General features: G+C 71.9%; 22 protein-coding genes. 12 read left to right on the forward strand and 10 right to left on the reverse strand.

The features are described from left to right. Window positions 1–59 precede the first annotated feature (59 nt). The 3 genes from KGS77_RS33755 to KGS77_RS33765 all read left to right on the forward strand — a co-directional run bounded on the left by KGS77_RS33755 (window position 60) and on the right by KGS77_RS33765 (window position 2,212). Complete coding sequence (locus KGS77_RS33755; RefSeq protein ID WP_242587854.1) at window positions 60–362, forward strand: hypothetical protein; 303 nt, start codon at window positions 60–62, stop codon at window positions 360–362. 166 nt (window positions 363–528) lie between these two features. Then, entirely contained in the window at window positions 529–1,257 is a 729-nt protein-coding gene (locus tag KGS77_RS33760; protein WP_242587106.1) for an acetoacetate decarboxylase family protein, read from the forward strand. A 262-nt stretch (window positions 1,258–1,519) separates the two neighbouring features. Then, on the forward strand, window positions 1,520–2,212 hold the full coding sequence (locus tag KGS77_RS33765; RefSeq protein WP_242587107.1) for a 2OG-Fe dioxygenase family protein: 693 nt from the start codon (window positions 1,520–1,522) through the stop codon (window positions 2,210–2,212). Between the two features lie 77 nt (window positions 2,213–2,289). Here KGS77_RS33765 and KGS77_RS33770 read toward each other — a convergent pair whose 3' ends face one another. Next, window positions 2,290–2,877 carry a hemerythrin domain-containing protein gene (locus tag KGS77_RS33770; protein WP_242587108.1) on the reverse strand — a complete coding sequence of 196 codons (588 nt, stop codon included), beginning with the start codon at window positions 2,875–2,877 and terminating at the stop codon, window positions 2,290–2,292. A gap of 108 nt (window positions 2,878–2,985) precedes the next feature. After that, window positions 2,986–4,191 (reverse strand): hypothetical protein, encoded by a 1,206-nt coding sequence (locus KGS77_RS33775; protein WP_242587109.1) that lies wholly within the window; start codon window positions 4,189–4,191, stop codon window positions 2,986–2,988. A 366-nt stretch (window positions 4,192–4,557) separates the two neighbouring features. Between KGS77_RS33775 and KGS77_RS33780 the strand changes: the two genes are divergently transcribed. Together KGS77_RS33780 and KGS77_RS33785 are read left to right on the forward strand one after the other, a co-directional pair. Next, window positions 4,558–5,598 carry a hypothetical protein gene (locus KGS77_RS33780; RefSeq protein WP_242587110.1) on the forward strand — a complete coding sequence of 347 codons (1,041 nt, stop codon included), beginning with the start codon at window positions 4,558–4,560 and terminating at the stop codon, window positions 5,596–5,598. Between the two features lie 345 nt (window positions 5,599–5,943). Beyond that, the gene (locus tag KGS77_RS33785) at window positions 5,944–6,687 is read left to right on the forward strand and encodes an alpha/beta hydrolase (RefSeq protein WP_242587111.1); all 744 of its coding nucleotides are present in this window, start codon (window positions 5,944–5,946) and stop codon (window positions 6,685–6,687) included. 65 nt (window positions 6,688–6,752) lie between these two features. Here KGS77_RS33785 and KGS77_RS33790 read toward each other — a convergent pair whose 3' ends face one another. Beyond that, window positions 6,753–7,367, reverse strand: a complete 615-nt coding sequence (locus KGS77_RS33790) for a TetR/AcrR family transcriptional regulator (protein WP_242587112.1) — start codon at window positions 7,365–7,367, stop codon at window positions 6,753–6,755. 90 nt (window positions 7,368–7,457) lie between these two features. Here KGS77_RS33790 and KGS77_RS33795 point away from each other — a divergent pair, with 90 nt between their 5' ends. The 6 genes from KGS77_RS33795 to KGS77_RS35145 all read left to right on the forward strand — a co-directional run bounded on the left by KGS77_RS33795 (window position 7,458) and on the right by KGS77_RS35145 (window position 14,716). Beyond that, window positions 7,458–8,456, forward strand: a complete 999-nt coding sequence (locus KGS77_RS33795) for a beta-ketoacyl-ACP synthase III (protein ID WP_242587113.1) — start codon at window positions 7,458–7,460, stop codon at window positions 8,454–8,456. Between the two features lie 228 nt (window positions 8,457–8,684). Then, complete coding sequence (locus tag KGS77_RS33800) at window positions 8,685–8,945, forward strand: hypothetical protein (protein ID WP_242587114.1); 261 nt, start codon at window positions 8,685–8,687, stop codon at window positions 8,943–8,945. 135 nt (window positions 8,946–9,080) lie between these two features. Further along, entirely contained in the window at window positions 9,081–10,295 is a 1,215-nt protein-coding gene (locus tag KGS77_RS33805) for a serine/threonine protein kinase (RefSeq protein ID WP_347404562.1), read from the forward strand. A 7-nt stretch (window positions 10,296–10,302) separates the two neighbouring features. Beyond that, window positions 10,303–12,528, forward strand: a complete 2,226-nt coding sequence (locus KGS77_RS33810; RefSeq protein ID WP_242587115.1) for a protein kinase — start codon at window positions 10,303–10,305, stop codon at window positions 12,526–12,528. Between the two features lie 53 nt (window positions 12,529–12,581). After that, window positions 12,582–14,243: a protein kinase gene (locus KGS77_RS33815; RefSeq protein WP_347404563.1), complete on the forward strand. Its 1,662-nt coding sequence runs from the start codon at window positions 12,582–12,584 to the stop codon at window positions 14,241–14,243. Next, window positions 14,201–14,716, forward strand: coding sequence for a PQQ-binding-like beta-propeller repeat protein (locus tag KGS77_RS35145; RefSeq protein ID WP_347404599.1), 516 nt, complete (start codon window positions 14,201–14,203; stop codon window positions 14,714–14,716). The genes KGS77_RS33815 and KGS77_RS35145 overlap by 43 nt, the downstream gene beginning before the upstream one ends. A 102-nt stretch (window positions 14,717–14,818) precedes the next feature. Here KGS77_RS35145 and KGS77_RS33820 read toward each other — a convergent pair whose 3' ends face one another. The 3 genes from KGS77_RS33820 to KGS77_RS33830 form a co-directional block, all read right to left on the reverse strand. Beyond that, complete coding sequence (locus KGS77_RS33820) at window positions 14,819–16,057, reverse strand: cytochrome P450 (RefSeq protein ID WP_242587116.1); 1,239 nt, start codon at window positions 16,055–16,057, stop codon at window positions 14,819–14,821. A gap of 234 nt (window positions 16,058–16,291) precedes the next feature. Further along, entirely contained in the window at window positions 16,292–17,212 is a 921-nt protein-coding gene (locus KGS77_RS33825) for a GNAT family N-acetyltransferase (RefSeq protein WP_242587117.1), read from the reverse strand. A 143-nt stretch (window positions 17,213–17,355) separates the two neighbouring features. Further along, window positions 17,356–18,018 carry a hypothetical protein gene (locus tag KGS77_RS33830; protein ID WP_242587118.1) on the reverse strand — a complete coding sequence of 221 codons (663 nt, stop codon included), beginning with the start codon at window positions 18,016–18,018 and terminating at the stop codon, window positions 17,356–17,358. Window positions 18,019–18,228: 210 nt separating this feature from the next. Here KGS77_RS33830 and KGS77_RS33835 point away from each other — a divergent pair, with 210 nt between their 5' ends. Next, window positions 18,229–19,182: an IS481 family transposase gene (locus KGS77_RS33835; protein WP_242587119.1), complete on the forward strand. Its 954-nt coding sequence runs from the start codon at window positions 18,229–18,231 to the stop codon at window positions 19,180–19,182. Here KGS77_RS33835 and KGS77_RS33840 read toward each other — a convergent pair. From KGS77_RS33840 to KGS77_RS34770, 4 genes are all read right to left on the reverse strand, one after another. After that, window positions 19,179–19,511, reverse strand: coding sequence for a type I phosphomannose isomerase catalytic subunit (locus tag KGS77_RS33840; RefSeq protein WP_242587120.1), 333 nt, complete (start codon window positions 19,509–19,511; stop codon window positions 19,179–19,181). The genes KGS77_RS33835 and KGS77_RS33840 overlap by 4 nt on opposite strands. A gap of 288 nt (window positions 19,512–19,799) precedes the next feature. Further along, a complete protein-coding gene (locus KGS77_RS33845) occupies window positions 19,800–20,438 on the reverse strand; it encodes a maleylpyruvate isomerase N-terminal domain-containing protein (RefSeq protein ID WP_242587121.1) in 639 nt (212 codons plus the stop codon). Between the two features lie 260 nt (window positions 20,439–20,698). Then, the gene (locus KGS77_RS33850) at window positions 20,699–22,126 is read right to left on the reverse strand and encodes a hypothetical protein (RefSeq protein WP_242587122.1); all 1,428 of its coding nucleotides are present in this window, start codon (window positions 22,124–22,126) and stop codon (window positions 20,699–20,701) included. An 862-nt stretch (window positions 22,127–22,988) separates the two neighbouring features. After that, a complete protein-coding gene (locus KGS77_RS34770) occupies window positions 22,989–23,123 on the reverse strand; it encodes a hypothetical protein (RefSeq protein ID WP_277994298.1) in 135 nt (44 codons plus the stop codon). Window positions 23,124–23,584: the final 461 nt, after the last annotated feature.

A 23,584-nucleotide genomic window follows, 5' to 3' on the forward strand; every position in this document is an offset into this window, starting at 1 on the left:
GCGCGTACGGATTCCCGCGCACCGCCTGCCCGAACCGTCCGCAGAAGGAATGACGCGCCATGACCCCCACCGCCGGCCGGACCACGCTGGTGCCCATTTACGACAGCCTCGTCCAGGAGCACGGCGATGTGCCGGCCCGGGCCCGCCAGGTGGCGCGGGAGGTGGAACGCGAAGCCAGGCATCTGCTGGACTGGAGCGAACTGCATCCCATAGAGGCCGAAGAGCGCGAAAAGAGCCGGGAGGGAGCGGCGAGGAAGGAAAAACCGCAGAAGGCGGAAAAGACCGGGGCGGACGGTGACAGCGGCCGGGGAGACGCCAAGGACCGACCGGCCGTTTTCCACAGTTTCCGTCGGCCGGGGTAAGGCAGAAAAGCAGCGGCCGGGCTGCCGGCGCGCGTACGCCGGGCAGCCGGGCCGGTCGCGTTCGTACGCTGTATGACGGGTCGGGTTACAGTCGGTTCCGTGTCCGAGGATGACGTCGAGCCCGCCGTCCGCACCTTCCCGCCGTCGCCGTGGCGCCTGGGGGGACATGTACGTATCGGTCTGGTGCGTTCCCCGCGGCGCCCTGCCCGCGTGGCCGCTGCCGCGCGGCGTACGGCCCCTGATGCTGCGACGGCGCTGCGTCCTGCTCACCATCTGGGCCGACTACCAGCGCGGCGGGGTCCTGGAGTACCACGAGCTCCTGGTCGCTCTCGCCGTCCGGCACCGGTGGCGGATCGCCGCGACCGCCGTTTCGGTGTGGGTGGACAACCAACGGTCGAAAGCCGGCGGGCGGGCGCTGTGGGGCATCCCCAAGGAATGCGCGCGACTGGTTTTCCGTCACGATCAGGAGGGCGGCTTCCGCGCGGAGTTGACGGCGGACGCGGACACGCACGCGGGCCCGGGTACGAACAGGAGCCCGGGTACGAACGGGAGCCCGGGCAGGGCTCCCGGGGTACGCGTCCGGGGATCCTTCCGCGATGCCGTACGGCTGCCGGTGCGTCTGACTCTGCGCACCCGGCTGGTGCAGCGGGCCGGTACGGACACCCGTCACGTACCCCTGCGTCTGACGGGCACGGTGAGTTGGGGCCGTGGCCGGATTCTCGTCGCCGCACCGGCGGCCCGGCCGGCCGCCGCCCTCAACGGCCGTCGCCCGCTCCTCAGCGTGGCGGTCAGGGATTTCCGCTTCACCGTCGGCAGGGATGACGGGAAGGACGGTCACGGCGGCGGTGACAGGAGCCGTTCGGCATCTGCCCGGGGCGAGCGACGCGGCCGGTGAGACGGGGCGGGACGGACGGGAGGCCCGGATGCGCACGGGGCCTGGGATGCGGGCGGTGCGCGCTCGGCCGACGATGGGAGGACCGTGACCGGACGCGTCGCAAGGCGGCGCGGTGAAGGAAGGCGGCCATCCCGTGGACAGCAGGGCCGACGACGGTGGACGGGGGCCCATACGGCAGGGGCCCGGGCAGCGCCCGGACGGTACGGCATCCGGCCCCCTGGAGGCCGCTCGGCGGGCACTGGTATCACAGGGGGCGCATCTGATGCCTCCGGCCGCCGTGTCCTCGTGCCTGGGGACGGACGGGGACGGCTGGACCGGCTTCTCCGCCCACTGGGAGGAGCTGTCACCGGATGTGTACGCGGCCGGGCGCGGCACCCGCCGCCTGCGGCGGTACGGGCAGTTCGCCGTCGCGCCGGCCACCGGCGAGGTGAAACCGCTGCCGCACATCCCATTCGTACAGCCGTACGATACCAACCCGCTCTACGTCCAGATGGACCGGCATTTCGACCCGCTGACCGAGACCTTCGCGGCCGATCCGCTCCTGCTGGGCCTGCTCGGGTTCCTGGGGCAGGTGGCGTCCGCCCTGGACGGGGCGGCCGAGTGGAACGCCAAGGTCCATCCGTTCCGTGTCATCGCGTCGGCCGACGGGCAGGGTGAGCCGACCCCGGAAGGGCGGCACCGTGACGGCGTCACCCTGGTCTCCTCCCTGATGATCGGCCGGCGCAACGCCGTCGGCGGTGAGAGTTCGGTCTACGACCTGGACGAGAGACCGCTGATGGCGACCACGCTCGACGAACCGGGCACGCTCCTCCTGGGGGACGACCGCCGTACCCTCCACGCCGTCTCGCCGATCCGCCCCCTGGACCCGGCCGGCCCCGCGTACCGCGACGTACTGGTCGTGACCCTCACGGCCCCGGAACCGGCCCCGCAAGCGCCGACCACTGCTGCTGCATAGACGGCCGGCGGCGGGCGGCCGACGCCGGGCAGCAGGCGAGGCACGGGGGTCCGGGGCCGGGGCTCAGCCGTCGGCCGTCATTCCTTCTTCTGCTGGGCGTTGCGGATGGCGTCACGGGTACGGTCCACGATGGCCGCCAGCGGCCCGAGAGCCATGTTCTTGAGCCCGGATTCCACGCCCGGGTGCGGATGCGTGGGCGCGGTCGCCTCGGCGGCCTTGACGCTCTTGGCCATGGCCGCCAGCCGCGCGGAGTCCTTCAGCCGCCGCAACTGGGCGAACTCATACCGTTCCTCGGCGCGGGCGTGCTCCATCACATCGGTGCGCAGGATCAGCAGTTCGGCACCGAACTTGGGGTCGTCGGTGTCCATGTCCTCCAGCCGGCCGAGGGTTTCCTTGGCGGACCGCTCCTCCGCCAGCCGGTCGGCCACGATCTCCTGGCCGCCGTCCACGGACCGTTTGACGTACGGGTGCACCACCTCCTCCTCGGCCGTCTCGTGCACCGCGAGCATCCGCACCAGCCGCTGGAAGGCGTCGCGACGGGCGTCACCGGTGGCCTGCTCGACCTCGTCGAAGAGGTTACGGATCTCGCCGTGCTGTGCCATCAGAAGGGCGACGACGTCCTGGTCGGGCCGGGGTGCCTCGCGAGGTGCCTCGGTCGCACTCATGGTTCCTCCTAGGTCGTGGACGCGGTCACGTGTGTGCGCGAGCGGTCACGCACGTTCGCGAGCGCTCACGGATGTGTGTGAGCGTTGACGGGCGCAGCGGGCCGGGGCTCACGAAGAGCGTTCGCGCAGCGCGGGGACCGGGTGCTCGCCCTCGGTCTCCAGCCGGTACTCGCGCCCGAAGTCCTGCTGGTGCTGCACCATGACCCGGTCGCTCGGACTCGCCTCGCCACCGTGGATCTCCTGCTGCATCCGCTCGAACCGCTCGTGCGCCTCCCGTACGTACCCGGCACCCAAGGTGGTCAGGTCCAGTTGCCCGGCGATCAGCTCCCGGAGGTAGCCCTTGTTCGGCTCGAAGGTCAGTACATTCGGCAGCTCCGGGGCCACGACCTGGGCCGGGTCCCGGCCGTCGTGCCGGCGCATCAGGTCGCACGCCTGGTGCAGATGCTCCAGCTCCATGTTCAGGTGCAGCTCCCACAGTGCCTTCACCTTGGGGTCGCTCTCCTGCTCCATGAAGGAGTGGTAGAGGTAGCACTCGTTGTACTCGTGGTTGACCAACTGCTCCCACCAGGTCTCGCCCGGGTCCACCAGGGATTCGTAGTGGGTGACGTGCTCCTCCTCGATCAGCCCGATCTCCTGGTAGAGCTGCCGGGCGATCGGCTCCATGTACGTCGGCCCGACGTTCATGTAGAAGTTCATCGTCTGCTGCTCCGCCGACATGATCGTCAGCGCGTGGAGCTTGGACAGCGGGTCGGTGCGCGTCTTGTCGTACGGATCACGTACGTTGTCGACCGGGTCGCGATGGTGCATCGGGGTCGGGCGGCCGGGCATCAGCTCGGTGAGGCCGTCGACGATCGACTCGGCCTTGCGGTGCTCGATCATCTCGTACAGATTCGCATACCGGTACAGATGGTCGAAATCCTCCAGGACGCCGAACTGGTACGCCTGCTTCAGGTACGGGTCCGGCTCCATCCGGGCCACCCATGCGGTCAGGTCCACCGCGACCTGTTCGTAGGCGATCGTCGTCTCCAGGACCGAAGAGACTCCCGGCAGCAGCCAGTTCACGGCCTTCTGCTGCTGGGCCTCGATGTAGCGCACCCGTGCCAGTTGGCGCTTCACCTCCTGATCCGGACAGTGCCGGGCGAATTGATGACTGAACATGATCGCCTCGACTTCGATCCCGTTCATCGTGATGATGCGGCATCGGGTGTACGGGTCGCAGTGATCGGGGTCGACCGGCTCCACGTTCAGTTCACGCCAGTTGCGTATCTGGCGGTCCAGCGGTATCCCGCGCTGTTCCAACGGATTGAACGACATCAACGGGCCTCCTGCCGCCGGGGTCGGTTCCGAAGCGGAATCGGAGTACCCCGTCGGGCCGGGGTGAACCACCCCGCCCGTCAAATGATCAGGAGGTGAGCATGGTGCGCGAGTGACCAAGGGGGTGGGTGAGGAGTGCCGTACGGGGGCGGTTAACCTGGCGAAAAGGTCCGGCCGACCGGTCGGATCCGAACCGATACCCAGATCCCGGGCCCGGATCCCGCACCCCGGACATCGGGCACCGTATTCCGGACTCCGCACTCCGGGCGCCGGATGCCGGACCACTGGATCACGATCATGACAACGGGGGTTTTACCTGTGCGAGTCCGCAGGCGGATGGCCGGCACCGTGGGAGCGAGCGTGCTCATGGTTCTCGCCGTGGGATGTGGCGGCACCCAGTCCGACGGGAAGGCGTCCCCGGGCGGCGCGTCCGCGTCGAAGACGGCGGCCCACCCGCTGCCGATGCAGACCACGACCCTCCCGGCCACCTGGACCGATTCCGATCACAAGGCGCACCCGCTGCGGGTCACGCCCAAGTCGCTGATGCGCGGCTCGGTCTCCGACTTCGAGCACATCCGGCTGGACGGCGACCTCAAGGGCCTGGTGCCCTACTACCTCACCGTCTCCTACAGCAACACCGACAGCAAGACGCTGAGCCGGGCGACCCCGCTGAGCAACTTCTCGGTCAACGGGGCGGACGGCGAGCCGGCCAAGCAGATCATGATGTTCTCCAACCCGCTCGCCACCAGCTCCGGCATGCCGGAGCAGTGCCGCAAGGGCAGTCCGGACAGCCTGGCCGCGGGCGCGTCCGCGGAGGCGTGCAAGGTCTTCATGCTGCCGCCGAAGCAGCAGCCGGTCACCGTCTCGTACAAGGACGACAAGAACGACAAGGGCGAGCCGCTGATCTGGAAGGTCGGCAGCGGCAAGGGCGACGCCGCCAGCGGTGTGCTGGCGGCGGGCAAGGCCGCCGACTCCGGCTGGCAGGACAGCAAGAACCACGACGTCACGGTGCGGGTCACCCCGAAGAGCGTGCGGGCCGGGTCCATCGCGGACCTGAGCCGGTTCAAGCTGAACGACGAGGAGAAGAAGCAGATCCCGTACTACGTGACGGTCGAGTACCGCAACACGGGCACCTACGATCTGTACCCGTCCATGCAGGAAGGCGTGACGCTGCGGGGCGCCAGCGGTCAGCAGGCGCGGAAGATGATGCTGATCGACATCGGCGGTGACGGGGTCAAGCAGTGCCCGGAGACGGTCCCCGACAAGATGGTCAAGCCGCAGGGCACCGTCACACAGTGCTCCATCCACCTGATGCCCAAGGGCGACCGCCCGGCGACGGTCGTCTTCACGGGCCGGGGGAGCGGCGCACAGCCCCTCACCTGGCACGCCACGGACGGCGAGAAGTAAACCGGCGCCGCGCCGCACCGGCCCGTCGGCGGGCGGCGCGCACCACACGGCCGGACGCCCGCCCACGGAGCGGGACGAGCGGGACATCCGCCCGTCGCCGCAGGGAACACCCCTGCGGCGACGGGCGGTTGTCGTTCCTACGGTCCTACGGTCGGCGCCGCCGGCCCGGGCAGGCGGGACCGCGATCCCGGCCGACGGACCTACGGATATATGGCGGGCGCGCCGGGAAGATCCCCGTTACGCTGCCGGCCGCGGCCCGGCGCCTGCCGTGCCGACCGCCCTGGCCGTTCATCTCGTCCGGGCCACCTGGCCGTTCGTCTCATTCAGTCCAGCAGGAGTCCCACCATGTCCGTGACCACCACGTCCGTGACCGCGACCCGCCCGACCTTCCTCCTCGTCCCCGGCGCCTGGCACCGGCCCACGTGCTGGGCCGCTCTGCAGGAGGCCCTCACCGCCGACGGCCGGCACTCCCGTACGGTCGCCCTGCGCAGCGCCGGCCCGCAGTCCACGCCCACCGCCGGCATGTACGACGACGCCGAGGAGATAGCCGCGCATCTGCGCCGGATCGAAGGCCCCGTGGTCGTCGTCGCCCACTCCTACGGCGGCCTCCCGGCCACCCAGGCGGTCACCGGCGACTCGAACGTCACCCACCTCGTCTACCTGGCGGCCTACATGCCCATGGAGGGCGAATCCCTCGGCGCCGTCCACGGCCAGGACGGCCCCGCACCCGGGGACGAGGATGTCGAACGCACCTGCCCGGCCGTCTTCGACGACCCCCGCACGGCCCTGTACGCGGACCTCCCCGAGGACCGGGCGACGCATGCCCTCGGTCAACTCGTGGAGCAGAGCCTGCGGTCCTTCCAGCAGCGGGTGACCCGCGCGGCGTGGCGGACCGTACCTTCCACGTACGTGCTGTGCGAACGCGACCAGGCGCTCCCGCCCGCGCTCCAGGAGAAGATGGCCGCACGTGCCACGCACGTCGAGCGACTCGCCACGGGCCACTCCCCGTTCCTCGCGGCCCCCGCCGAACTGGCCACCCTCCTCGGCAAGATCGCCTCGTCCGCCTCCCGGGCCGCCACCGCTTCCTGAGGCCGTTCGCCGACTTGTCCCGGCCGGACGGGTTCAGCAGGCGAGCGCTGGTGTGCCCGCAGGGCTTACACGGACGCGTCACCCAGCAGGCGGTTCACGGCGCGGCGGGTGCGGTCGGGGGCCGTGGGGTCGGCGAAGAGCTGGATCGCCTGGTTGAGTGCCATGTAGATGCCGAGCAGCTCGTAGGCGATCTGTTCGGGGTCGGTCGCCGGGGGCAGCTCGCCGGCTTCGACGGCGCGGCGCAGTTCGCCGATCAGCCGTCGTCGCCAGAGGATGAGCAGCCGGGCGACGGTGTCCCGTACGGGCCCGCCGCGCGCGTCGAACTCCACCGAGGCGGTGGTGAAGAAACAGCCGCCGGGGAAGGTGTCGCGTTCCCGTTCGAGGTAGGTGATCCATGCCTCGCAGATCGCTCGCAGCCGGGTCAGGCCGGGCGCCGAGGGCGCGGCGGGCTCCCATACGGTCCGCGAGAAGATCGCCGACGCTTCTTCGAGGGCGGCCAGTTGGAGCGCCTGCTTGGTGCCGAAGTGGCCGAGCACCCCGGCCTTGCTCATCTCCAGATCGGTCGCCAGACGTCCGATGGTCAGGCCCTCCAGCCCCTCCACCGACGCGATTGCGACGCTGCGCTCGATGATCCGGTGCCGCGTTCTACGGGCCTCGGCGGCGGACTTGCGTGGGCTCATGCCGCCATCGTAACCGTAGGGCTCATTTAACTTCCGACCGATCGGTTGCTATAAGCTCGGCGCCACCACGACACCAAGGAGACGACCGACGTGCCGGAAACCGCGACCCGCATCCTGGCCCTGGGGCACCACCAGCCCACCCGCGTACTGACCAACGACGACCTCGCGGGCATGGTCGACACCAGCGACGAATGGATCCGCCGACGCCCCGGGATCGCCACCCGCCGCATCGCCGACCGGGACGAGTCGGTGACCGACATGGCCACCGCCGCCGCGGCGAAAGCCCTGGCCAACGCGGGTCTGCGGCCCCAGGACATAGGGCTCGTCACCGTGGCGACCTGCTCGGCGATCGACCGCTGCCCCTCGATCGCCGCCCAGGTGGCGGGCCGTCTCGGCATCCCCGATGCCGTCACCTTCGACCTGAACAACGGCTGCGCGGGCTTCTGTACGGCGCTGGCCACCGCGGACCATTCGGTACGGGCGTCAGCCGCCCGCCATGCGCTCGTCATCGGGGCCGAGAAGATGTCGGACGTGGTGGACTGGACCGATCGCTCCACCTGCGTCCTGCTGGGCGACGGCGCGGGTGCCGCCGTGATCGGGCCGGCCGCGGGGGAGCAGACGGCGTCCGCGGGTGAGCGAGGGGCGAGGGGGACGCACGGCCAGGGGATCGGGCCGGTCGTCTGGGGCTCGGACCCCACCCGCTCCGACGCCGTACGGCTGCTCGACGACTGGCATCCGCGCTTCGCGCAGGAAGGCCAGACCGTCTTCCGCTGGGTCACCGCCGAACTCCCCGGCATCGCCCGGGAAGCCTGTCGCCGGGCCGGGATCACCCCCGCCGACCTGGCCGGGGTCGTCACCCACCAGGCCAACCTGCGCATCATCGAAGCCGTCGTACGCCAACTCGACCTGGCGCCGGACGCGGTGACGGCCCAGGACGTCGTCGACTCGGGCAACACCTCGGCCGCGTCCGTGCCGCTGGCCCTGTCCAAGCTGGTGGAGCGCGGCGAGGTGCCCTCCGGCAGCCCGGTGCTGCTGCTGAGCTTCGGCGGCGGGCTCTCCTGGGCGGGCCAAGTGGTCACCTGCCCGTGAGGGAGGAGGAAGGAGGGGGTGGCCGGTGCCCGCCGCCGGGCGTACGCGCGGGGCGGGGGCGGCGGTTTCCGCGGCTCGCTCCAGGGGACCAGTACAGGGCACGACACCGCAGGACACGTCAGAGCATGGAATGTCATGGCACGACATGCCATGACGTGCCGCGACAGGAAATGGCTTGCCGTCATCTCCTCCGCATCCTCCTCCCACAGCGAAGGAAGGTCAGGGAACATGGCCGACGAAGTGATCGACAAGTTCTTGGAACTGCTCAGTCCGGAGAACCGGGCGTGGGTGGCGGGACTGCCGGCGGCAAGGCAGCGGCTCTACGCCACGCGGCACCTGGAGCTGATGAACGGTGACCGGACCAGTGGCCATCTGCGGTCGCACGACATCCTCAACCCCGACGCGCAGGGGATGGTGCTGGGCGATCTCCAGGATCCGGGGAAGCTGGCCGACGCCATGGTGCGGCAGGAGCGGGAGCGTACGGAATAACGGAATAGGGGACGGGCAGCGGGCGGAGGGACGGGGAACGGGGATGGCCCTCGCTCCCGACCCGGTCTGCCGCGGACCGGCGCAGACCCCCTAGTAGGCTTTTCGTGTCGTGTCTCAACAGGGGGGACGTTGTCCATGCACGTGCCACGTACGGATGTTCCGCAGCGCATCGGTCCGTACACGGTGATCGTCGGTCTGGACGACGAAGCGGGCGCCACACCCATGCCGGAGAAACGTTTCATCGCCCGTAGCGCGGACGGCGAACGTACCGTCCTGGTCTGCGTTCCGGGCGACGGGGCCGATCCCGGCCGTTTCCTGGCCGAGGCCGAGGCGTCCCGCCATCTCCTAGGCGCCTGGTCATCCCCGGCCACCGAGACCTCCGGCCCGGGCGAGGCCCCATGGCACGCCCGCCCGTACGTTCCCGCGATCCCGCTCCCCACCGCTCTCGCCGTCCACGGCGGGCCCCTCCCGGAGCGTACGGTCCGGGCGCTGGGCGCGGCCCTGGTGGAAACCCTCGTCGTGGGGCACGGGCAGTCCCTGGTCCACGCGGGCGTCGCGCCGGCCGCGGTGCTGCTCACGGCCGACGGCCCCCGGCTCACCTGCTTCGGCGCCGTACGGGCCGCGGCCGTGGACGGCACGGTGCGCTCCGGCCTGCCGGGCCTGGAATCGGGCAGTCTCCCCCCGGAACAGGCCGCCGGCGGGCGGCCCGACGCGATGGGGGACATCTACGCCCTCGGCGCGACCCTCGCCTATGCCGCGACCGGCCACACCGTCCCGGAGCGGGAGGAGCTCCCGGCCGCCCTGCGCGCCGCCATCGCACGCTGCCTGTCCCGGGACCCCGCGGCCCGTCCGCGGCCCGCCGAACTGCTGGAGGTGTTCAGCCCCGCCCAGGCACCCGGATCCCCGGCCGCCGACGCGCACCCGGCGAGCCGTGCGGCGGCCGTGCTGGGCGCCGGCTGGCTGCCCGCCCGGGTCGTCGCGGCCCTGGCCCGTCAGTCGGCCGCGGTCCTCGCCGCGGAGATCCCGGTACCGGCTGAGGACCCCGCGGCCGAGAACTCCGCACCGCCGCCCGAGGACCCCGCGGGCCAGAACCTCTCGCCTTCGGCGAAAAGCCCTTCGCCCACGATCCCCGACTCCGCGCCCCCGGCAGCCGGCCGCCCCACCCCGCCCGGCCCGCCCCTGCCGTCCGATCCGCCGGCCCCCGCCTCCCCGCCGAAGGAGCCCCTTCCCCCGGCGTCCCCCCGGACCGTCCCGCTGCTCCCGCAGGCGTCCTCGCCCACCACCCCGCCCGGCCCCGCGTCCCCGCCGACCACACCCCTGCGCCTCGCGCCCGCGCCCCGCCAGGACTGACACCTCCATGCCCTTCCCCCTCACCCACGACGACCCGCACGGGTTCGGCCCGTACCGCCTCCTGGCCCGCCTCGGCAGCGGCGGCATGGGCACCGTCTACCTGGGCCGCTCCGCCGGCGGCCGTACCGTGGCCGTCAAGACGATGCACGCCCGTATCGCCGCGGACGCCGAGTTCCGCACCCGCTTCCGCCTGGAGTCCGACGCCGCCCGCGTCATCGGCGGCCGGTACGGCGCACAGGTCGTGGACGCCGATCCGCTGGCCGAGACACCGTGGCTGGCCACCGAGTACGTCCTCGGCCCGCCGCTGGACGAGGCGGTCGAGCGCTGCGGCCCGCTCCCCGAGCCCGCGGTACGCGCGCTGGGCGCGGCCCTGTGCGGGGCGCTGGGCCAGTTGCACCGCTCGGACGTCGTCCACCGCGACCTCAAGCCGTCCAACATCATGATCACCGCGCACGGGCCGAAGGTCATCGACTTCGGCATCGCCCGTGCCATCGGCGACGACCACCTCACCCGTACGGGCTCCGCGGTCGGCACCCCGGCGTTCATGTCGCCGGAACAGGCGACCGGAGAGGAACACACCCCGGCGGGCGACGTGTTCGCGCTCGCCGGGGTACTGGTCTTCGCCGCCACCGGCCGAGGCCCCTTCGGCGCGGGGCAGCCGGCGGACCTCCTGTACCGGGTCCGCCACGCCGAGCCGGACCTCACCGGCGTCCCCGCGGCCCTCGCCCCGGTCCTGGCCCGCTGCCTGGCCAAGGACCCCTCCCACCGCCCCACCACCTCACAACTGGCGGCCGAACTCCACGACGGCCGCGGCGAGTTCGCCGACCATCTGCCGGACGCCCTGCTGGCCCGCATCGCCGAGCGCGCCGACGAGGTCTGGCGGTTCGTACCACAGCGCCGGCCGGCTCCGGAGGGCGAACCCGCCCGGCCGCCCGAGCCCGCCACCCGGCCGGTGGCCGCGGGGCCGTCCCGGCGCGCACTGCTGCTCGCGGGCGCCGCCACCGTACTCGGCGTGGGCGCGGCCGGGGCGGGCACCTGGGCCTGGCTGGGCACGCGCGCATCGCGGGGACCGGGCCCGTACCGCACACCGCCTCCCGGACCCAGTGCCGCCCCACTGCCCAGAAAGAAACTCGACTCGCTGTGGCAGCGGCAGGCCCAGGACCCCGGAGACGTCATGATGCCCGCCGCGCCCCTGGCCGTCGGTGACCTGGTCGCGCTCGCGGTGGGCAGCGGCACCGGAGCCGTCGACGCGAGGTCCGGTGAGGTCAGATGGCTGTCGACGCAAGGACATACCTGGCAGCTCGCCTCGGACGGCGAGCGGCTGTACCGGATGACGGAAGCCTCCGGCGCCCGCAGACGCGGACACCGGACCTGGCCGCTGTCCGTCTCCACCGTCGACCTGGCGACCGGCAAGGAGGACAGGACGCTGCCCGGGCTCCCGGAGTTCAACGGGATCCTCTACGAGAACCAACTGCTGTGCGCCGCCGACGGCGTGCTGTACCTGGCGGCGGGACACGGCGACGAAGACATGGACGCCTTCCCGCCGGGCCAGTCCTGGCACCTCCTGGCCGTCGCCGCCGACTCGGGCAGGAAGCTGTGGTCCCAGCCGTTGCCGCGCCGGCCGCGCAAGTCCCTGCGGCTGTACTTCCTGGCCGCCACCGCCGTCGGCAACCGCCTGGTGCTCCTCCAGGAGACCAACGAGGGCACAGTACGGGTCGTCGCGCGCGACACGCGTACGGGCGACGTCCGCTGGGACCAGCCGCTGGACGTGGCCGGGCCCGACTTCCTCCGGGTCCCGCTGACGACCGACGCCCAGCACCTCTACCTGGGCAGCGGCCGGCTCCAGGCGCTGCGGCTCAGTGACGGCAGACAGGTGTGGAACAGCGGCACCGGCCGCCCGGGGCGGGTCTACGGGCCGCCCGCCGTCAAGGACGGTGTGCTGTACGCGGTCGAAAAGGGCCTCGGACTGGTCGCTCTGGACGCCGGCAGCGGCAAGACGCGGTGGACGGAGCGGAGCGAGGACGGCGTGAAGGCGGCCGTGACCGACCGGCCCGTGGTCGGCCCCGGACACGTATACACCAAAGGCAGCACGCTGCTGCGGGCCGCCGACCGCTCCACCGGACGGATCACCCGCGTCTACAGGACCACCGGGGACCGCTTCATCGCCCACGAGCGGAGCAAGATGGTCATCGCCCTGGGAGGCCACTTCCTGGCGGCCTTCCCCTTGCAGTGACACCGACCGCCGTCCCCCTCGCGTGACATGAGAAGAAAGCCATCTGCATTCCGATGAAACCGCTGGATACCGGAGACCCGCTGCGCCTGGGCCCCTACCGCCTGCTCGGTGTACTGGGTGAGGGCGGCATGGGCAAGGTCTACCTCGGCCAGGAAAGCACCACAACCGCCGCCGGGACGGGGGCCGCCACCAGAACCGCCACCGCAACCGTTGCCGCGGTCAAGGTGCTGCGCCCCGAACTCGTCGACGAACCCGGCCTGGCCGGACGGTTCGTACGCGAGGCACACGCGGCACAGGCCGTACACAGCCCGGGAGTGGCACGCGTCCTGGCGGCCCAGACCGAGGGCGGACGCCCGTGGATCGCGACCGAGTTCCTGGCCGGCCCGACCCTGGACCAGGCCGTCGAGGCGTACGGGCCGCTGGAGGAGCCGGCCGTACGGGCCCTGGCAGCATCCCTCGCCCGTACTCTGGCGGACATCCACGCCGCCGGGCTGATCCACCGCGACCTCAAACCGTCCAACATCGTCCTGACCTCGCAGGGCCCGCGCGTCATCGACTTCGGCATCGCCCGCCCCGAGCACGGCCTAACCCTCACCACCACCGGCCAGGTGCCCGTCACCCCGGGCTACGGGGCACCGGAACAAGTGCTGGGCCGCAGGGTCGCCTTCCCCGCGGATGTCTTCTCCCTGGGTGCGGTCCTGGTCTACGCGGCCAGTGGGCGGCGCGCGTACGAAGGCGGTCATGTGGCCGCCGTACAGTACGAGGTCGTCCACGGCGACCCGCAACTGGACGCCGTACCGGAGCAGGTGCGGCAGCTCATCGCGCCCTGCCTGGCGAAGGACCCGGCGCTTCGGCCCACTCCCGCACAGATCGTCACGGCGGCGGCACCGCCCCGTGGCGCCGGGCGCCTGTGGCGGCGCGGCCCGGTCGCCGAGGAAATCAAGGAGCGCGAGAGCGGTATCCACCAGCTCACCACGCAGATCGCGGGCACCACCACCGGACGCTCCCTGTCCCGGCGCCGGCTGCTGGCCTCACTCGGGGCGGGCGGCACGGTCCTGGCGGCCGGCGGTGCGGCGACGGCGTGGTGGCTGCATCCCGGCCCGCCGGTGAAGAAACCGGACCTTTTCGCCTTCCCGCCCGCGGTGCGCACCCCCAAGGCGCACGTCATGTCGGCGGACGACGGCGACTACATCAAGGGCGAGCCCCCCAAGGCACTCTGGGGCCCCCTGAAGGTGGTCGCCGACGACTCACCCGCGCCGCTGCCCGTACGGGACGTCATCGTCCTCGGAGCGCCGGGCGGCGGCATCGCGGCCCACAACGTCGTGGACGGCAGGCGCCGCTGGACCGCGCCCGCGATCCGCGCGGCCGGACGGTATCTCTCGCTCTCGGACCGGCTGATCGCGGCCGTCGACGCCCGGGGGACGCTGCGTACGTACGTGGCGTCCACCGGCGAACCGAAGTGGACGGCCGCCGCCGGCGCGGACGCGCTGCTGGCCGCGGACGCCACGGCGGTGTACCTCCTGACGAAGGACGGCCGGCTGCGTGCCGTCGGCCGCTTCGACGCCCGCGTCCGCTGGACGGCCGCGCTTCCCGCCGCCTTCCGGGGCAAGGTCCGGCCTCCGGGGCCACGGGGGCAGGCCGGCTGGTCCTGGCGACCTCGGACGGCGACGTCCTGGCCGTCGAGACGGCGACCGGCCGCCGGGTGTGGGACCTGAGGAACCAGTCCGACGGCCCGGTCCGCCCGGCCGCCGCCGACGGGGCGGTGTACCTCAACGGCAAGACCCTCACCGCCCGCCGGATCACCGACGGCAAGGAACTGTGGACGCTCAAGACCAGGTCCCCGGCCTGGGGAACCCCGGAGATCTGGGGCCCGCCGACCGTCTACGGGACATCCGTCTGTGCCGTCCACGGAAGGGCCATGGGCCGGTTCAGGTCCAGCGACGGCGCCAAGGAGTGGAAGGAGTACCGCGGCTTCGCGGACAACACCGGCCCGGTCGTCCTCCAGGGCGGCGGAGGATGGGCGATCGACGGCACGGAGGGCAGCGAGGTGACCACCATTGCCGCGAAGGACGGCCGGCCGGTCTTCACCTTCCCGCTCCCCGAGGCCGGCCGTCGCTGGATCGCGGCCGACGGCAACCGGGTCTTCGTCATGAACGGCAACTCCCTTTACGCGCTGCCGGTGTTCTGAGGCGTACGGGGGAGCGGACGCGCCAGGCGGGGCGTGCGGGACGGAGCGTGCGGGCGGAGCGTGCGGGACGGGGCATGCAGGAAGAGGGCGTGTGGGAGAGGGCTACCGGCTGGCGCCGGTTCGCGGCTGCCCGGTGACGGGCAGTTCACGCAGCGCGTGCGAGCGGAAGGAGGCGCGCCACCGCAACGTGCTGGCGGGGACCGCGAGTTCGAGGTCCGGAAAGCGGTGCATCAGGGTCTCCAGGGCGATCGCGATCTCCATACGGGCCAGTGGCGCGCCCAGGCAGTAGTGCAGGCCCTGGCCGAGGGCGAGGTGGGCCTTGTCCCGCCGGTGGATGTCGAAGCGGTCCGGGTCGGGGTAGCGGTCCGGGTCGCGGTGGGCCGAGGCCAGGCACAGCAGCACCGTCTCGCCGGGCGGTATCCGTACGCCGCCGATCTCGACGGGCTCGGTGGGGAAGCGGCGGATGGCCATCTGGTTGGGGTGGGCGTAGCGCAGCAGCTCCTCGACGGCGCCCGGCAGGAGGGCGGGGTCGGCACGCAGTTCGGCGAGCTGACCGGGGTGCCGGAGCAGGGTGAGCAGACCGCCGCTGATCAGGTGCTGGGCGTTCTCGCTGCCGGCCATGAGGATCAGGAAGGCCAGCGAGAGGAGTTCGTCCTCGCTGAGCCGGTCACCCTCGTCGCGGGCGGCGATCAGCGCCGAGAGCAGGTCGTCGCCGGGCTCGGCCCGGCGCGCGGCGATCAGGGCGAGAAGGAAGCGGTGGATGCGATCGATGGCCTCGGGCACCTGCCCCGGGTGCTCGGGGGCGAACATGGTGGACACCCACGCGGAGAACGGCTTGCGGTCCGGTTCGGGCACGTCGAACAGGTCACCGATGACGACCAGCGGCAGCGGGTTGGCGAAGTCGGTGACGATGTCGGCGTGGTGCCCGGCGGTGAAGGTGGCGGCGAGCCCGTCGGCGAGGCGGTCGGCCGCTTCCTGTACGCGCCGGCGCAGCCCTTCCACCCGGCGCGGCGTGAAACCCTGCGAGACCAGACGACGCAGCCGCAGATGGTCGGCCGGGTCGATGTTGAGCAGGTTGGCGTCCAGGGCCGGGGGCAGGGCGAACCCCCGGTAACCGGTGCCGGAGTGCGCCTTGTTCACCGACAGCCGGGGATCGGTGAGCCCCGCGCGTACGTCGGCCTCCCGGGTCACGAGCCAGACCGGGGAGCCGTCGGGGAGCGCGATCCGGTGCACCGGAGCCGCGGCGCGCAGCCGTGCGTACGTGGGATAGGGGTCGATGAAATGCGCCTTGCCGAACGGCTGCGGAAGGCCGGTGGAAGACGTGGCAGACGTGGAAGACATGGCAGGCAAGGACCGTGACGTCACTTCAGCTCCTTGGGGCGGGCGGGATCGATGGCGCGTCCCCGCCGGTCGCCGGCCGGTCGCCGGTCGGGCGGACACGGGCGGGGAATGCCGACCGTACAGGCAGCGCCAGAGGCGATGATCTTCGGCCGTCGGATGTCCGATGTCACGTCGCGCGAGCTGGTCGAGCCGGCCGGGACGGTCCTGTCGGCCGGGGGTGTGTCCCGCGCGCCGTCAGCCCGTCGGGGGCCCGGGGTGGCGATATGTGTACGTACGGGTGTACGGCGTGAAGCCCAGGGAGATGTAGAGCCGGCGCGGGAGGGGGTAAGCGGCGTCGCCGCGGCAGTACACAATGGCCCGCCGTCCTCCGGCGGCGGCGAAGGCGTGCAGCACGGCGGTGCACACGGCGCGGGCCAGGCCGAGGCGGCGATGACCGGGGCGGGTCCCCACCGGCTCGAACGCGCCGGTGCGGTTGACCTCGTCGTACCAGCCCTGGCAGTACGCGACGACCTCACCGGCGGGCGCGGTCACGACGAGATCGAACTCGGCCCGGTAGGGCCAGGTCTCGCGCATACGGGCGTGCCGCTCGGTGGTGACCCGGGTCGAGCCGAAGGCCAGGCGGTGGGCCCGTGCCCGGCCGGCCACATCGGTGCGGTCGTGCTGGACACGGATGGTGTAGCCGTCGGGGAGACGCGGGACATCCGGCAGATCCGTGAGCGGACGGCCGAGGCACATCATGAAAGGACCGTCGGCGGCACGTACGCAGCCGGCCCGGTCCAGGGCGGCGATCAGGTGGGACTCCGTCCCGGCGGCCTCGACGGTCAGCGGACCGCCGGCCGTGTGCGCCGCTGTCCGCGCCGCAGCGTGCCCGGCGGTGCGCACCGCCCAGGCCAGCACCTCGTCGGCCAGTTCCGGGTGGCCCGGGTCGGTCTGGAGCAGCAGGCCGTCCGGCGGGTCCAGCCATCCCCAGGCGGCCGTCCGGCCGTCACGGGTCCAGACGGCTGCCGGGGCGGTGGCCTCGCCGCGGTCCGGGGACAGGCACCAGTTCCAGGTGAGGTCACCGATGTGCCGGTAGCCCGTGGCGGGGAAGACTCGGACGGCCAGGCTCTGCATGGCACGCAGCGCCATGGGCCCGACGTACTCATGGTGTTGCACGGATGCCATGCTGCCCGGCCGTCCGGCCGTCGGGCAACGGATATTGTGCCGGCCGGTCGCAGCGCACGGCCGGGGACCGACCAGGGGGCCAATGGCCCGTGGGGCAAGGGCCCGTGGGGCAAGGCGGTGGCTGCGCTGGTGGGTCAGCGCAGTCCCTCGCCGAGTGCGGCGATCGCGGCCGGGTCGTGGCCCGCGGCGAGCAGGGGCGCGCGGACGTCACGGTCGAGGTCGGGGAGATATCCGAGGAGTACGTCGGCGGGGCCGTGGAGGTCCACGCCGTCGAGGGCGGCGGGCAGGAGAAGCGTTTCGGCCGGGCCGAGCCGTTCCCTCCGTCCCTTCCCCGCCGCGCAGGACACGGCCGTCGCGGCACCGATGTTGCTGAGCACCACACAGCTGTCGACGGTACGGAGACGGTACGTGGACGCCCGCACCCGCCACCGTTCGAGAGCGAAATACGGGCCGGCGCACAGCACCCGCCCCTCCACCTCACGGTGCCCGTCCGGCCCGACCGGCAGCCCGGGGTGGAAGTCCGGCCGGTGCTGCGGCTTCCACTCCCGCAGCAACGCCTCGACATTGGCGTGCCACCGGGCGTCGTCGATCGGCGCGCCGTCCTCCATCCGGTACCGCATCGCGTGCTGCTGGAGGTCGGAGGTCTGCTCGATCTCGTAGACGAGGGTGCCGGGCCCGAAGCTGTGCGGTGTCCCGGCCGGTACGTACAGGGTGTGGCCGGCGTGGACGGGCAGCCGGCGCAGGACCGCGTCGAAGTCCTGGTCCAGCAGCGCCTGCCGCAGTCGGTCGCGGTCCACCCCGGGGTGTACGCCGGCCAGTGCGGTGGCGCCGGGCGGGGCGTGGAGGATGTGCCATGCCTCGGTCTTGCCGTTCGGCTCGCCCTAGTTGTTCTGTTCCGGGAGGTTGTGGACGGTGACAGGGCTCACGGCTGATCGATCTTGAAATGGGTGAGGGCCTTCTGGCCTGGTGTGGATTGCGACATCTGCACCAGCAACAGAAAGGCCCTCGTGGTCCACCGTAATGCACCCCTGACCGAGACAGGCCGCCTGCGTCTGGCTCGCTGCGTGGTCGAGGACAACTGGCCCCTCAGGCGCGCCGCGGAACGCTTCCAGGTCTCGCCGACGACAGCCCAGCGGTGGGCTGAGCGCTACCGGCGGTTCGGTGAGGCCGGGATGTGCGACCGCTCCTCCCGCCCGCGCACAAGCCCGCGCCGCACCCCCACCCGCACCGAGCGCCGCATCATCAAGGTTCGTGTCCTGCGCCGCTGGGGACCAGCCCGCATCGCGGGCCTGCTGCGGCTGGTGCCCTCGACCGTGCACCGCGTGCTGACTCGCTACGGCCTGGCCCGCCTCGCGCATCTGGACCGGGCAACCGGCCCTGTCATACGCCGCTACGAACGCCAACGGCCAGGCGAACTGGTCCACGTCGACATCAAGAAACTCGGCAACATCCCCGACGGCGGCGGACACAAGGTCCTGGGCCGGCAGACAGGCCGAAAGACCCGCTCGAACGTCGGCTACAGCTACTTGCACACCGCCGTCGACGACCACTCCCGCCTGGCCTACAGCGAGATCCACACCGACGAGAAGAAGGAAACAGCCACCAGCTTCTGGAAGCGGGCCCACGCTTTCTTCGCCGAGTGCGGCATCACCGTCGAGCGGGTGCTGACCGACAACGGCGCCTGCTACCGCTCACACGACTGGCAAGACGAGCTGGCCCGGGCCGGGATCACGCACAAACGCACCCGGCCCTACCGGCCCCAGACCAATGGCAAGGTCGAACGCTTCAACCGCACGCTGCTGGACGAGTGGGCCTACGCCCGCCCCTACCGCTCGGAGCAGGAACGACGCGACGCCTTCCCCGGCTGGCTCCACACCTACAATCACCACCGCGGCCACACCGCGCTGCAAGGGAAACCACCCGCCAGCCGCGTCCCCAACCTCACGGGCCAGTACACCTAGTGCTCGCGGGCGGCGGTGTCGTCGGGGTGCAGATGCACCGGGAGCGGATGGTGGGCGTCGATGAACTTGGTCAGCAGCGGAAAGCGCGGCCCGCGCCGCCCGGGGCCGACCAGCTCATCGGGGTGCTCCTGGGTGAGCTCTCGCAGCGTACGGCCCGCCAGGGCGCCGTCGAGCACCCGCGCGCCATTTCCCTCGACGTCGCTGACCTCCCAGGTCTCGGCCACCGGACCGTCGGGCAGCCCGGCCCGGCCGAGCCGCTCGGGGATGGCCCGGCCGCCGAAGACATGCTGCTTGACCGGTGTGCTCAGCCGCAGTGGATACCAGTTCACGGGGACGCCCGGATCTCGACGCGGGAGGGGAGGACGGGGACCGGGGGACGGCGAAGACGGCGGGAAGGGCGGAGTCGTTGGGAAGGGCGGTGTCGTCGGGAAGGGCGGAGTCGGCGGGGACGGGCGCGGACGCAGGCACAGGACGAGTACACCGCGCCCGCCCGTGCCCGGCGTCCCATTACTCCGGCCACCGGCGCGTTCGCGGCGCGGTCCCGGCACGCCACCGCGTACTCCCCGCCGTTGACGCCTCGTCCGCTTCCCGGCGGTCTGGGACGGTCCCGGGCGAGCTCAGAAGGCGGCGACGGTGGCCGGGGCCCGCTCGGCACGGCTGAGGGCCCGGAGGACGGCGGTCGGGCCGTGGCGGCGTACGGCGAGCCGGGACAGCAGGCCGATCACCGTTGCGGCGGCACCCGGCAAGAGCACCGGCGTGGCGATGCCGACGCTGACCGCCAGGTCGTCCGAGTGCACCGCGAGTTCCATCATCCGTGTGACCAGCAGATCGTCGAGCGTCAAGGACCACGGCCCCCACAGGGGGATGCGCACCGGCCGGTCGGCGGCCGACGCCAGAACGGCGGTCAGTTCCCGTACGGCCGCGTCCACGCTCGCGGCCAGCGCCGCCGGCCCCTGCGCCGCGGTCTCCTCGCCGCCCCGCCGGATACGTACGTTGATCTCGTCGTCGAGGCCGGCGTCGGTCCACCGCACCCGGGCGTAGTGCTCCAGGAGGGGGACGGCCGGCTCCCGCGGCACCGGCGCGGACAGGCACTGCGGGACGGCGAGGACCTGGTAGGCCAGATGACCGGCGAGGCCGGCCACGCCGAACTCCGGCAGTGCGCTCGGGCCGCTCCACGCGGCGGCGACCGCGGGGTCGTGCAGCAGGTCCGCGGCCGAATCGGCCGTGGCCAGGAAATCGTCGCGTACGCCGGACATCCGCACCCGCCCCCTGTACTCGCGTCTACCCGTATGCATATCAGGCCGTGGTGCCGGTGCACATCAGGCCGTCGTGCCGGCGAGCGCCCGCCTTTCCGGGTTCTGCGGAGCCGGTGAGCCTTTGGGCACGGGACGGCTCGGCCGGCCGGCCGGAGCGACAGCCCCGGGCCGGCCGGCCGGACGAGAGGACTCACAGGAGTCGGGAGGTCGGAGGAATCGGTGGAGTTGGGGAAGCGGGACAGGGAGGTGGAGCGGGCGGGTCAGCCGCGGGGGAGCCGGACGTTGTAGACGACGCGCCCGTTCAGCTCGGGGTGCGGCCGTACGTAGCCGCGGTACGGCGACTCGTTCGCGACCCACAGCCGGCCGGTGGAGGGCCAGTAGAAGAGGTTCTCGGCCGCCGCCGGGGTCCGGCTCCACGTGTCGACGTGACCGCCGGAGCTCCCCCGGTACAGGCAGTACGGCTCGCCGAAGGTGCGCCGGGCACCGGGACACGTCGCCGAGAAGAAGAACCGGTCACCTCTTTGGACCACACCCTGCGGGCCGGCCAGCGGGACGCGGTAGCCCCCTTGCGCCTGGACCGTGCCGTCGTGCTCCTGGTGCAGCAGATGCGTCCGCGGACTCAGCGGCCACCGGACCACGCGCGAGGTGGAGGAGCCTTTCTCCACGGTCACCAGCGCCGGTGAGGAGGCGGAGGTGTGGTCGATGGACGCCCCGCTGAAGCACGGCGCCTCCTCGGGCCTGCTCCCGCAGCCGTCGGAGCCGACGAAGGAGTACTGGGCGACCTGCGGCAGCGCGGCGGACTGCCAGTTGGCGCTCACCCTGCCGCGGCTGACGCCCACGCGCGAGGTGGCGGCGTTCGTGGCCCACAGATGACGCAGGTCGAAGACGTGCAGCCGCTCACTGCTGTAGAGGAACAGATGGTTGCCGTACCAGGAGAGGGTGTCGGCGTGCCCGTGCAGCGCCTTGAACCCGCTGCCGTCGCGCCGGGGAACCACGAGCAGCGCACTGCGGTAACGAGGACGCGCGGGGGAGGTGACGTCCGTGAAGGAGACCCGCATGAAGTGGTCGATCTCCTTGGCGCCGGCCCACGGCCCCTTGCCCTTGGCGGGGGGAGCGCTGGGGTGGTCGTAGCTGGAGGCCCAGCTCGTCGCGACGATCCGCCGGCCGTTCCACCGCCCCGTACGGGGGTGGGCCTCGCCCGACCCGGTCAGGCCCTGCGGCACGTACGCCCAGCCCAGGTCGTCCGCGGACTTGTGCTTCCAGCAGAAGCCGTCCGCACCGCGCAGCGGCACCTTGGTGGGGCAGTGCGGCAGATGGACGGCGGGCCGGGAGTGGGTGTGCAGCCACTTCGTCAAGGACGCGGGGCGCAGTTGCCGGTGGTGCCGCTCCAGGGCGAGCACACGCTCCCGGTCGGAGGTGTCCAGGCGCAGGTGGAACCCGCTGGTGTCGATGGGCGAGATGACGCCGGTGGACTTGCCGCGGGGCATGGCGCTCTGCGGAACCTGCTCGTCGAGGAGGGCCTGCTGCTCACCTTCGTGGGAGTAGGGGCGTACGTCCGCGGGCGAGGGCGCCGGGGACCGCTGCGACGTCTGTGACGTCTGCGATGTCGCCGCCGGGGCCCCGACCGTCAGGGCGGTCACGAGCGAGCTCAGTACGCCCGCGACCGCCAAATGCCGAGAGAATTTCAATTGCACCAGCCACCTTTTCCGCGTTGTCCGCGTGATCCGCGTGTCCCGCGCCGCGGCTCAAAGAAAAGAGCCGCACGGGGACGCGCGAGTCGCGGAGTCACGGTGCTCCCCGGTTGGCAGCACCCTGAGATCACGGAAGGAGGATTCCACCGCTAGATCGTCGGGCGGGTGAACATCAGCCTCAACAGGCCGGTCTTCACCCAGTTGAGCTATCGGATGAGCTGTCAGGTGGACTATCGGCTGAGCTGTGGGCCGGTCTGTCGGATGAGCTGCGGGACGAGAGCCCCGAGAGTCACAAGAGCCGCGAGGGGTCGCCTTCCGCACGGGTGAGCCGCTGGGAGAGGCGGCCGAGGGAATGGGGGAAGGGCTTCGCGCTGGGGGAGACCATGAGAGGGGCCGGCCGGCGCGCTGCGCGCTGCCGCACAAGGTGGCCGCCACCGCCGGTGGCCGTGACGCCTGCGACGTCAAGGACGTCCTGCTGCCCCGGACCCTGCGCTTCGCCGGTCAGCCGGTCCCGGGCCGCCGGGCCGCTTCTCCGTACGGCACCGGGTCCGTCCACGTCGAGGGGCCTTGGCGCCGCCGTACGGCACCAAGGCCCCGAGGGTATGAACACCATCTGCCGGCTCAACGAGACGCCGGCTTCCTTTTTCCGTGCCCGGGCCCGGGAGGGCCGAGGCGCAAGGATCGCGGATGCGTGACCGGGGACCACCTTCCAATCCGGGGCCTGCAGTACCCGGGCGGATACGTCCTCGCCCGGGCGATCCTGATGGCGTCTGTCCTCCTTCTTGTTTCTCGTGACCAATCTGTCGTCCTGCTGAACTCCGGGATGCCCGCGGCCCCTGTGAGCCGCCGGGCCCGGCGGTCAGCGACGGGACCCCTCGGTCTTTCCGGCCCCGTCACTCCACTGCCGTGCCGCATCCCGTTCGCGGCAGTGCGTCCGTTCGTCCTTCTTGTCTGCCGCGTCCTGCTCGACGCTCGACGTCTTGGTTACGGGCACGACGTTACTCCCGTCACGCGGCCATGTCTACTTCGGCCGCGATAGATTTTCTCGTGTCGGGGAAGTCGAGACTCTGTCACCCACGTGCAGTAAACATCTGGCATATCTGCACAAGTCTGTAAACATCGACACGCTTGCGTACGTGTCCGTGCGTACCCCCGGACCGTGCGTATCCCTGACGGCGTGGCTTGCGGGTCCATCGCTCGGGGAGCGGGCCGGGGCCGGCCCCGAGTGCCACGCAACCAAAAGCACTCTTCCTCGCGTCGTGCCCATGGCACCGGAAACAGCGACCCCATCCGACCCTTCCTCACCCCTCTCCCCTCCCGCCCGTCCAAATGTATGAATATGCAAGACGTGTACGATCCGCTGGCCCGTGCCGGGCACCGTCCGCAGCCTGACCCCATCGAGGAACACGCACCATGAGCAGTCCCCACCCGCCGGCCTCCCCCCAGTTCCCCACG

Source organism: Streptomyces sp. MST-110588, assembly GCF_022695595.1.
Lineage (GTDB): Bacteria > Actinomycetota > Actinomycetes > Streptomycetales > Streptomycetaceae > Streptomyces.

What these genes read in the sequence shown, in the direction of transcription:
- KGS77_RS33755 (WP_242587854.1), top strand. Translation starts at nt 60, where the DNA reads ATGACCCCCACCGCCGGCCGGACCACGCTGGTGCCCATTTACGACAGC.
- KGS77_RS33760 (WP_242587106.1), top strand. Translation starts at nt 529, where the DNA reads ATGTACGTATCGGTCTGGTGCGTTCCCCGCGGCGCCCTGCCCGCGTGG.
- KGS77_RS33765 (WP_242587107.1), top strand. Translation starts at nt 1,520, where the DNA reads ATGCCTCCGGCCGCCGTGTCCTCGTGCCTGGGGACGGACGGGGACGGC.
- KGS77_RS33770 (WP_242587108.1), bottom strand. Translation starts at nt 2,877, where the DNA reads ATGAGTGCGACCGAGGCACCTCGCGAGGCACCCCGGCCCGACCAGGAC.
- KGS77_RS33775 (WP_242587109.1), bottom strand. Translation starts at nt 4,191, where the DNA reads ATGTCGTTCAATCCGTTGGAACAGCGCGGGATACCGCTGGACCGCCAG.
- KGS77_RS33780 (WP_242587110.1), top strand. Translation starts at nt 4,558, where the DNA reads ATGGTTCTCGCCGTGGGATGTGGCGGCACCCAGTCCGACGGGAAGGCG.
- KGS77_RS33785 (WP_242587111.1), top strand. Translation starts at nt 5,944, where the DNA reads ATGTCCGTGACCACCACGTCCGTGACCGCGACCCGCCCGACCTTCCTC.
- KGS77_RS33790 (WP_242587112.1), bottom strand. Translation starts at nt 7,367, where the DNA reads ATGAGCCCACGCAAGTCCGCCGCCGAGGCCCGTAGAACGCGGCACCGG.
- KGS77_RS33800 (WP_242587114.1), top strand. Translation starts at nt 8,685, where the DNA reads ATGGCCGACGAAGTGATCGACAAGTTCTTGGAACTGCTCAGTCCGGAG.
- KGS77_RS33805 (WP_347404562.1), top strand. Translation starts at nt 9,081, where the DNA reads ATGCACGTGCCACGTACGGATGTTCCGCAGCGCATCGGTCCGTACACG.
- KGS77_RS33810 (WP_242587115.1), top strand. Translation starts at nt 10,303, where the DNA reads ATGCCCTTCCCCCTCACCCACGACGACCCGCACGGGTTCGGCCCGTAC.
- KGS77_RS33815 (WP_347404563.1), top strand. Translation starts at nt 12,582, where the DNA reads ATGAAACCGCTGGATACCGGAGACCCGCTGCGCCTGGGCCCCTACCGC.
- KGS77_RS33820 (WP_242587116.1), bottom strand. Translation starts at nt 16,057, where the DNA reads ATGTCTTCCACGTCTGCCACGTCTTCCACCGGCCTTCCGCAGCCGTTC.
- KGS77_RS33845 (WP_242587121.1), bottom strand. Translation starts at nt 20,438, where the DNA reads ATGTCCGGCGTACGCGACGATTTCCTGGCCACGGCCGATTCGGCCGCG.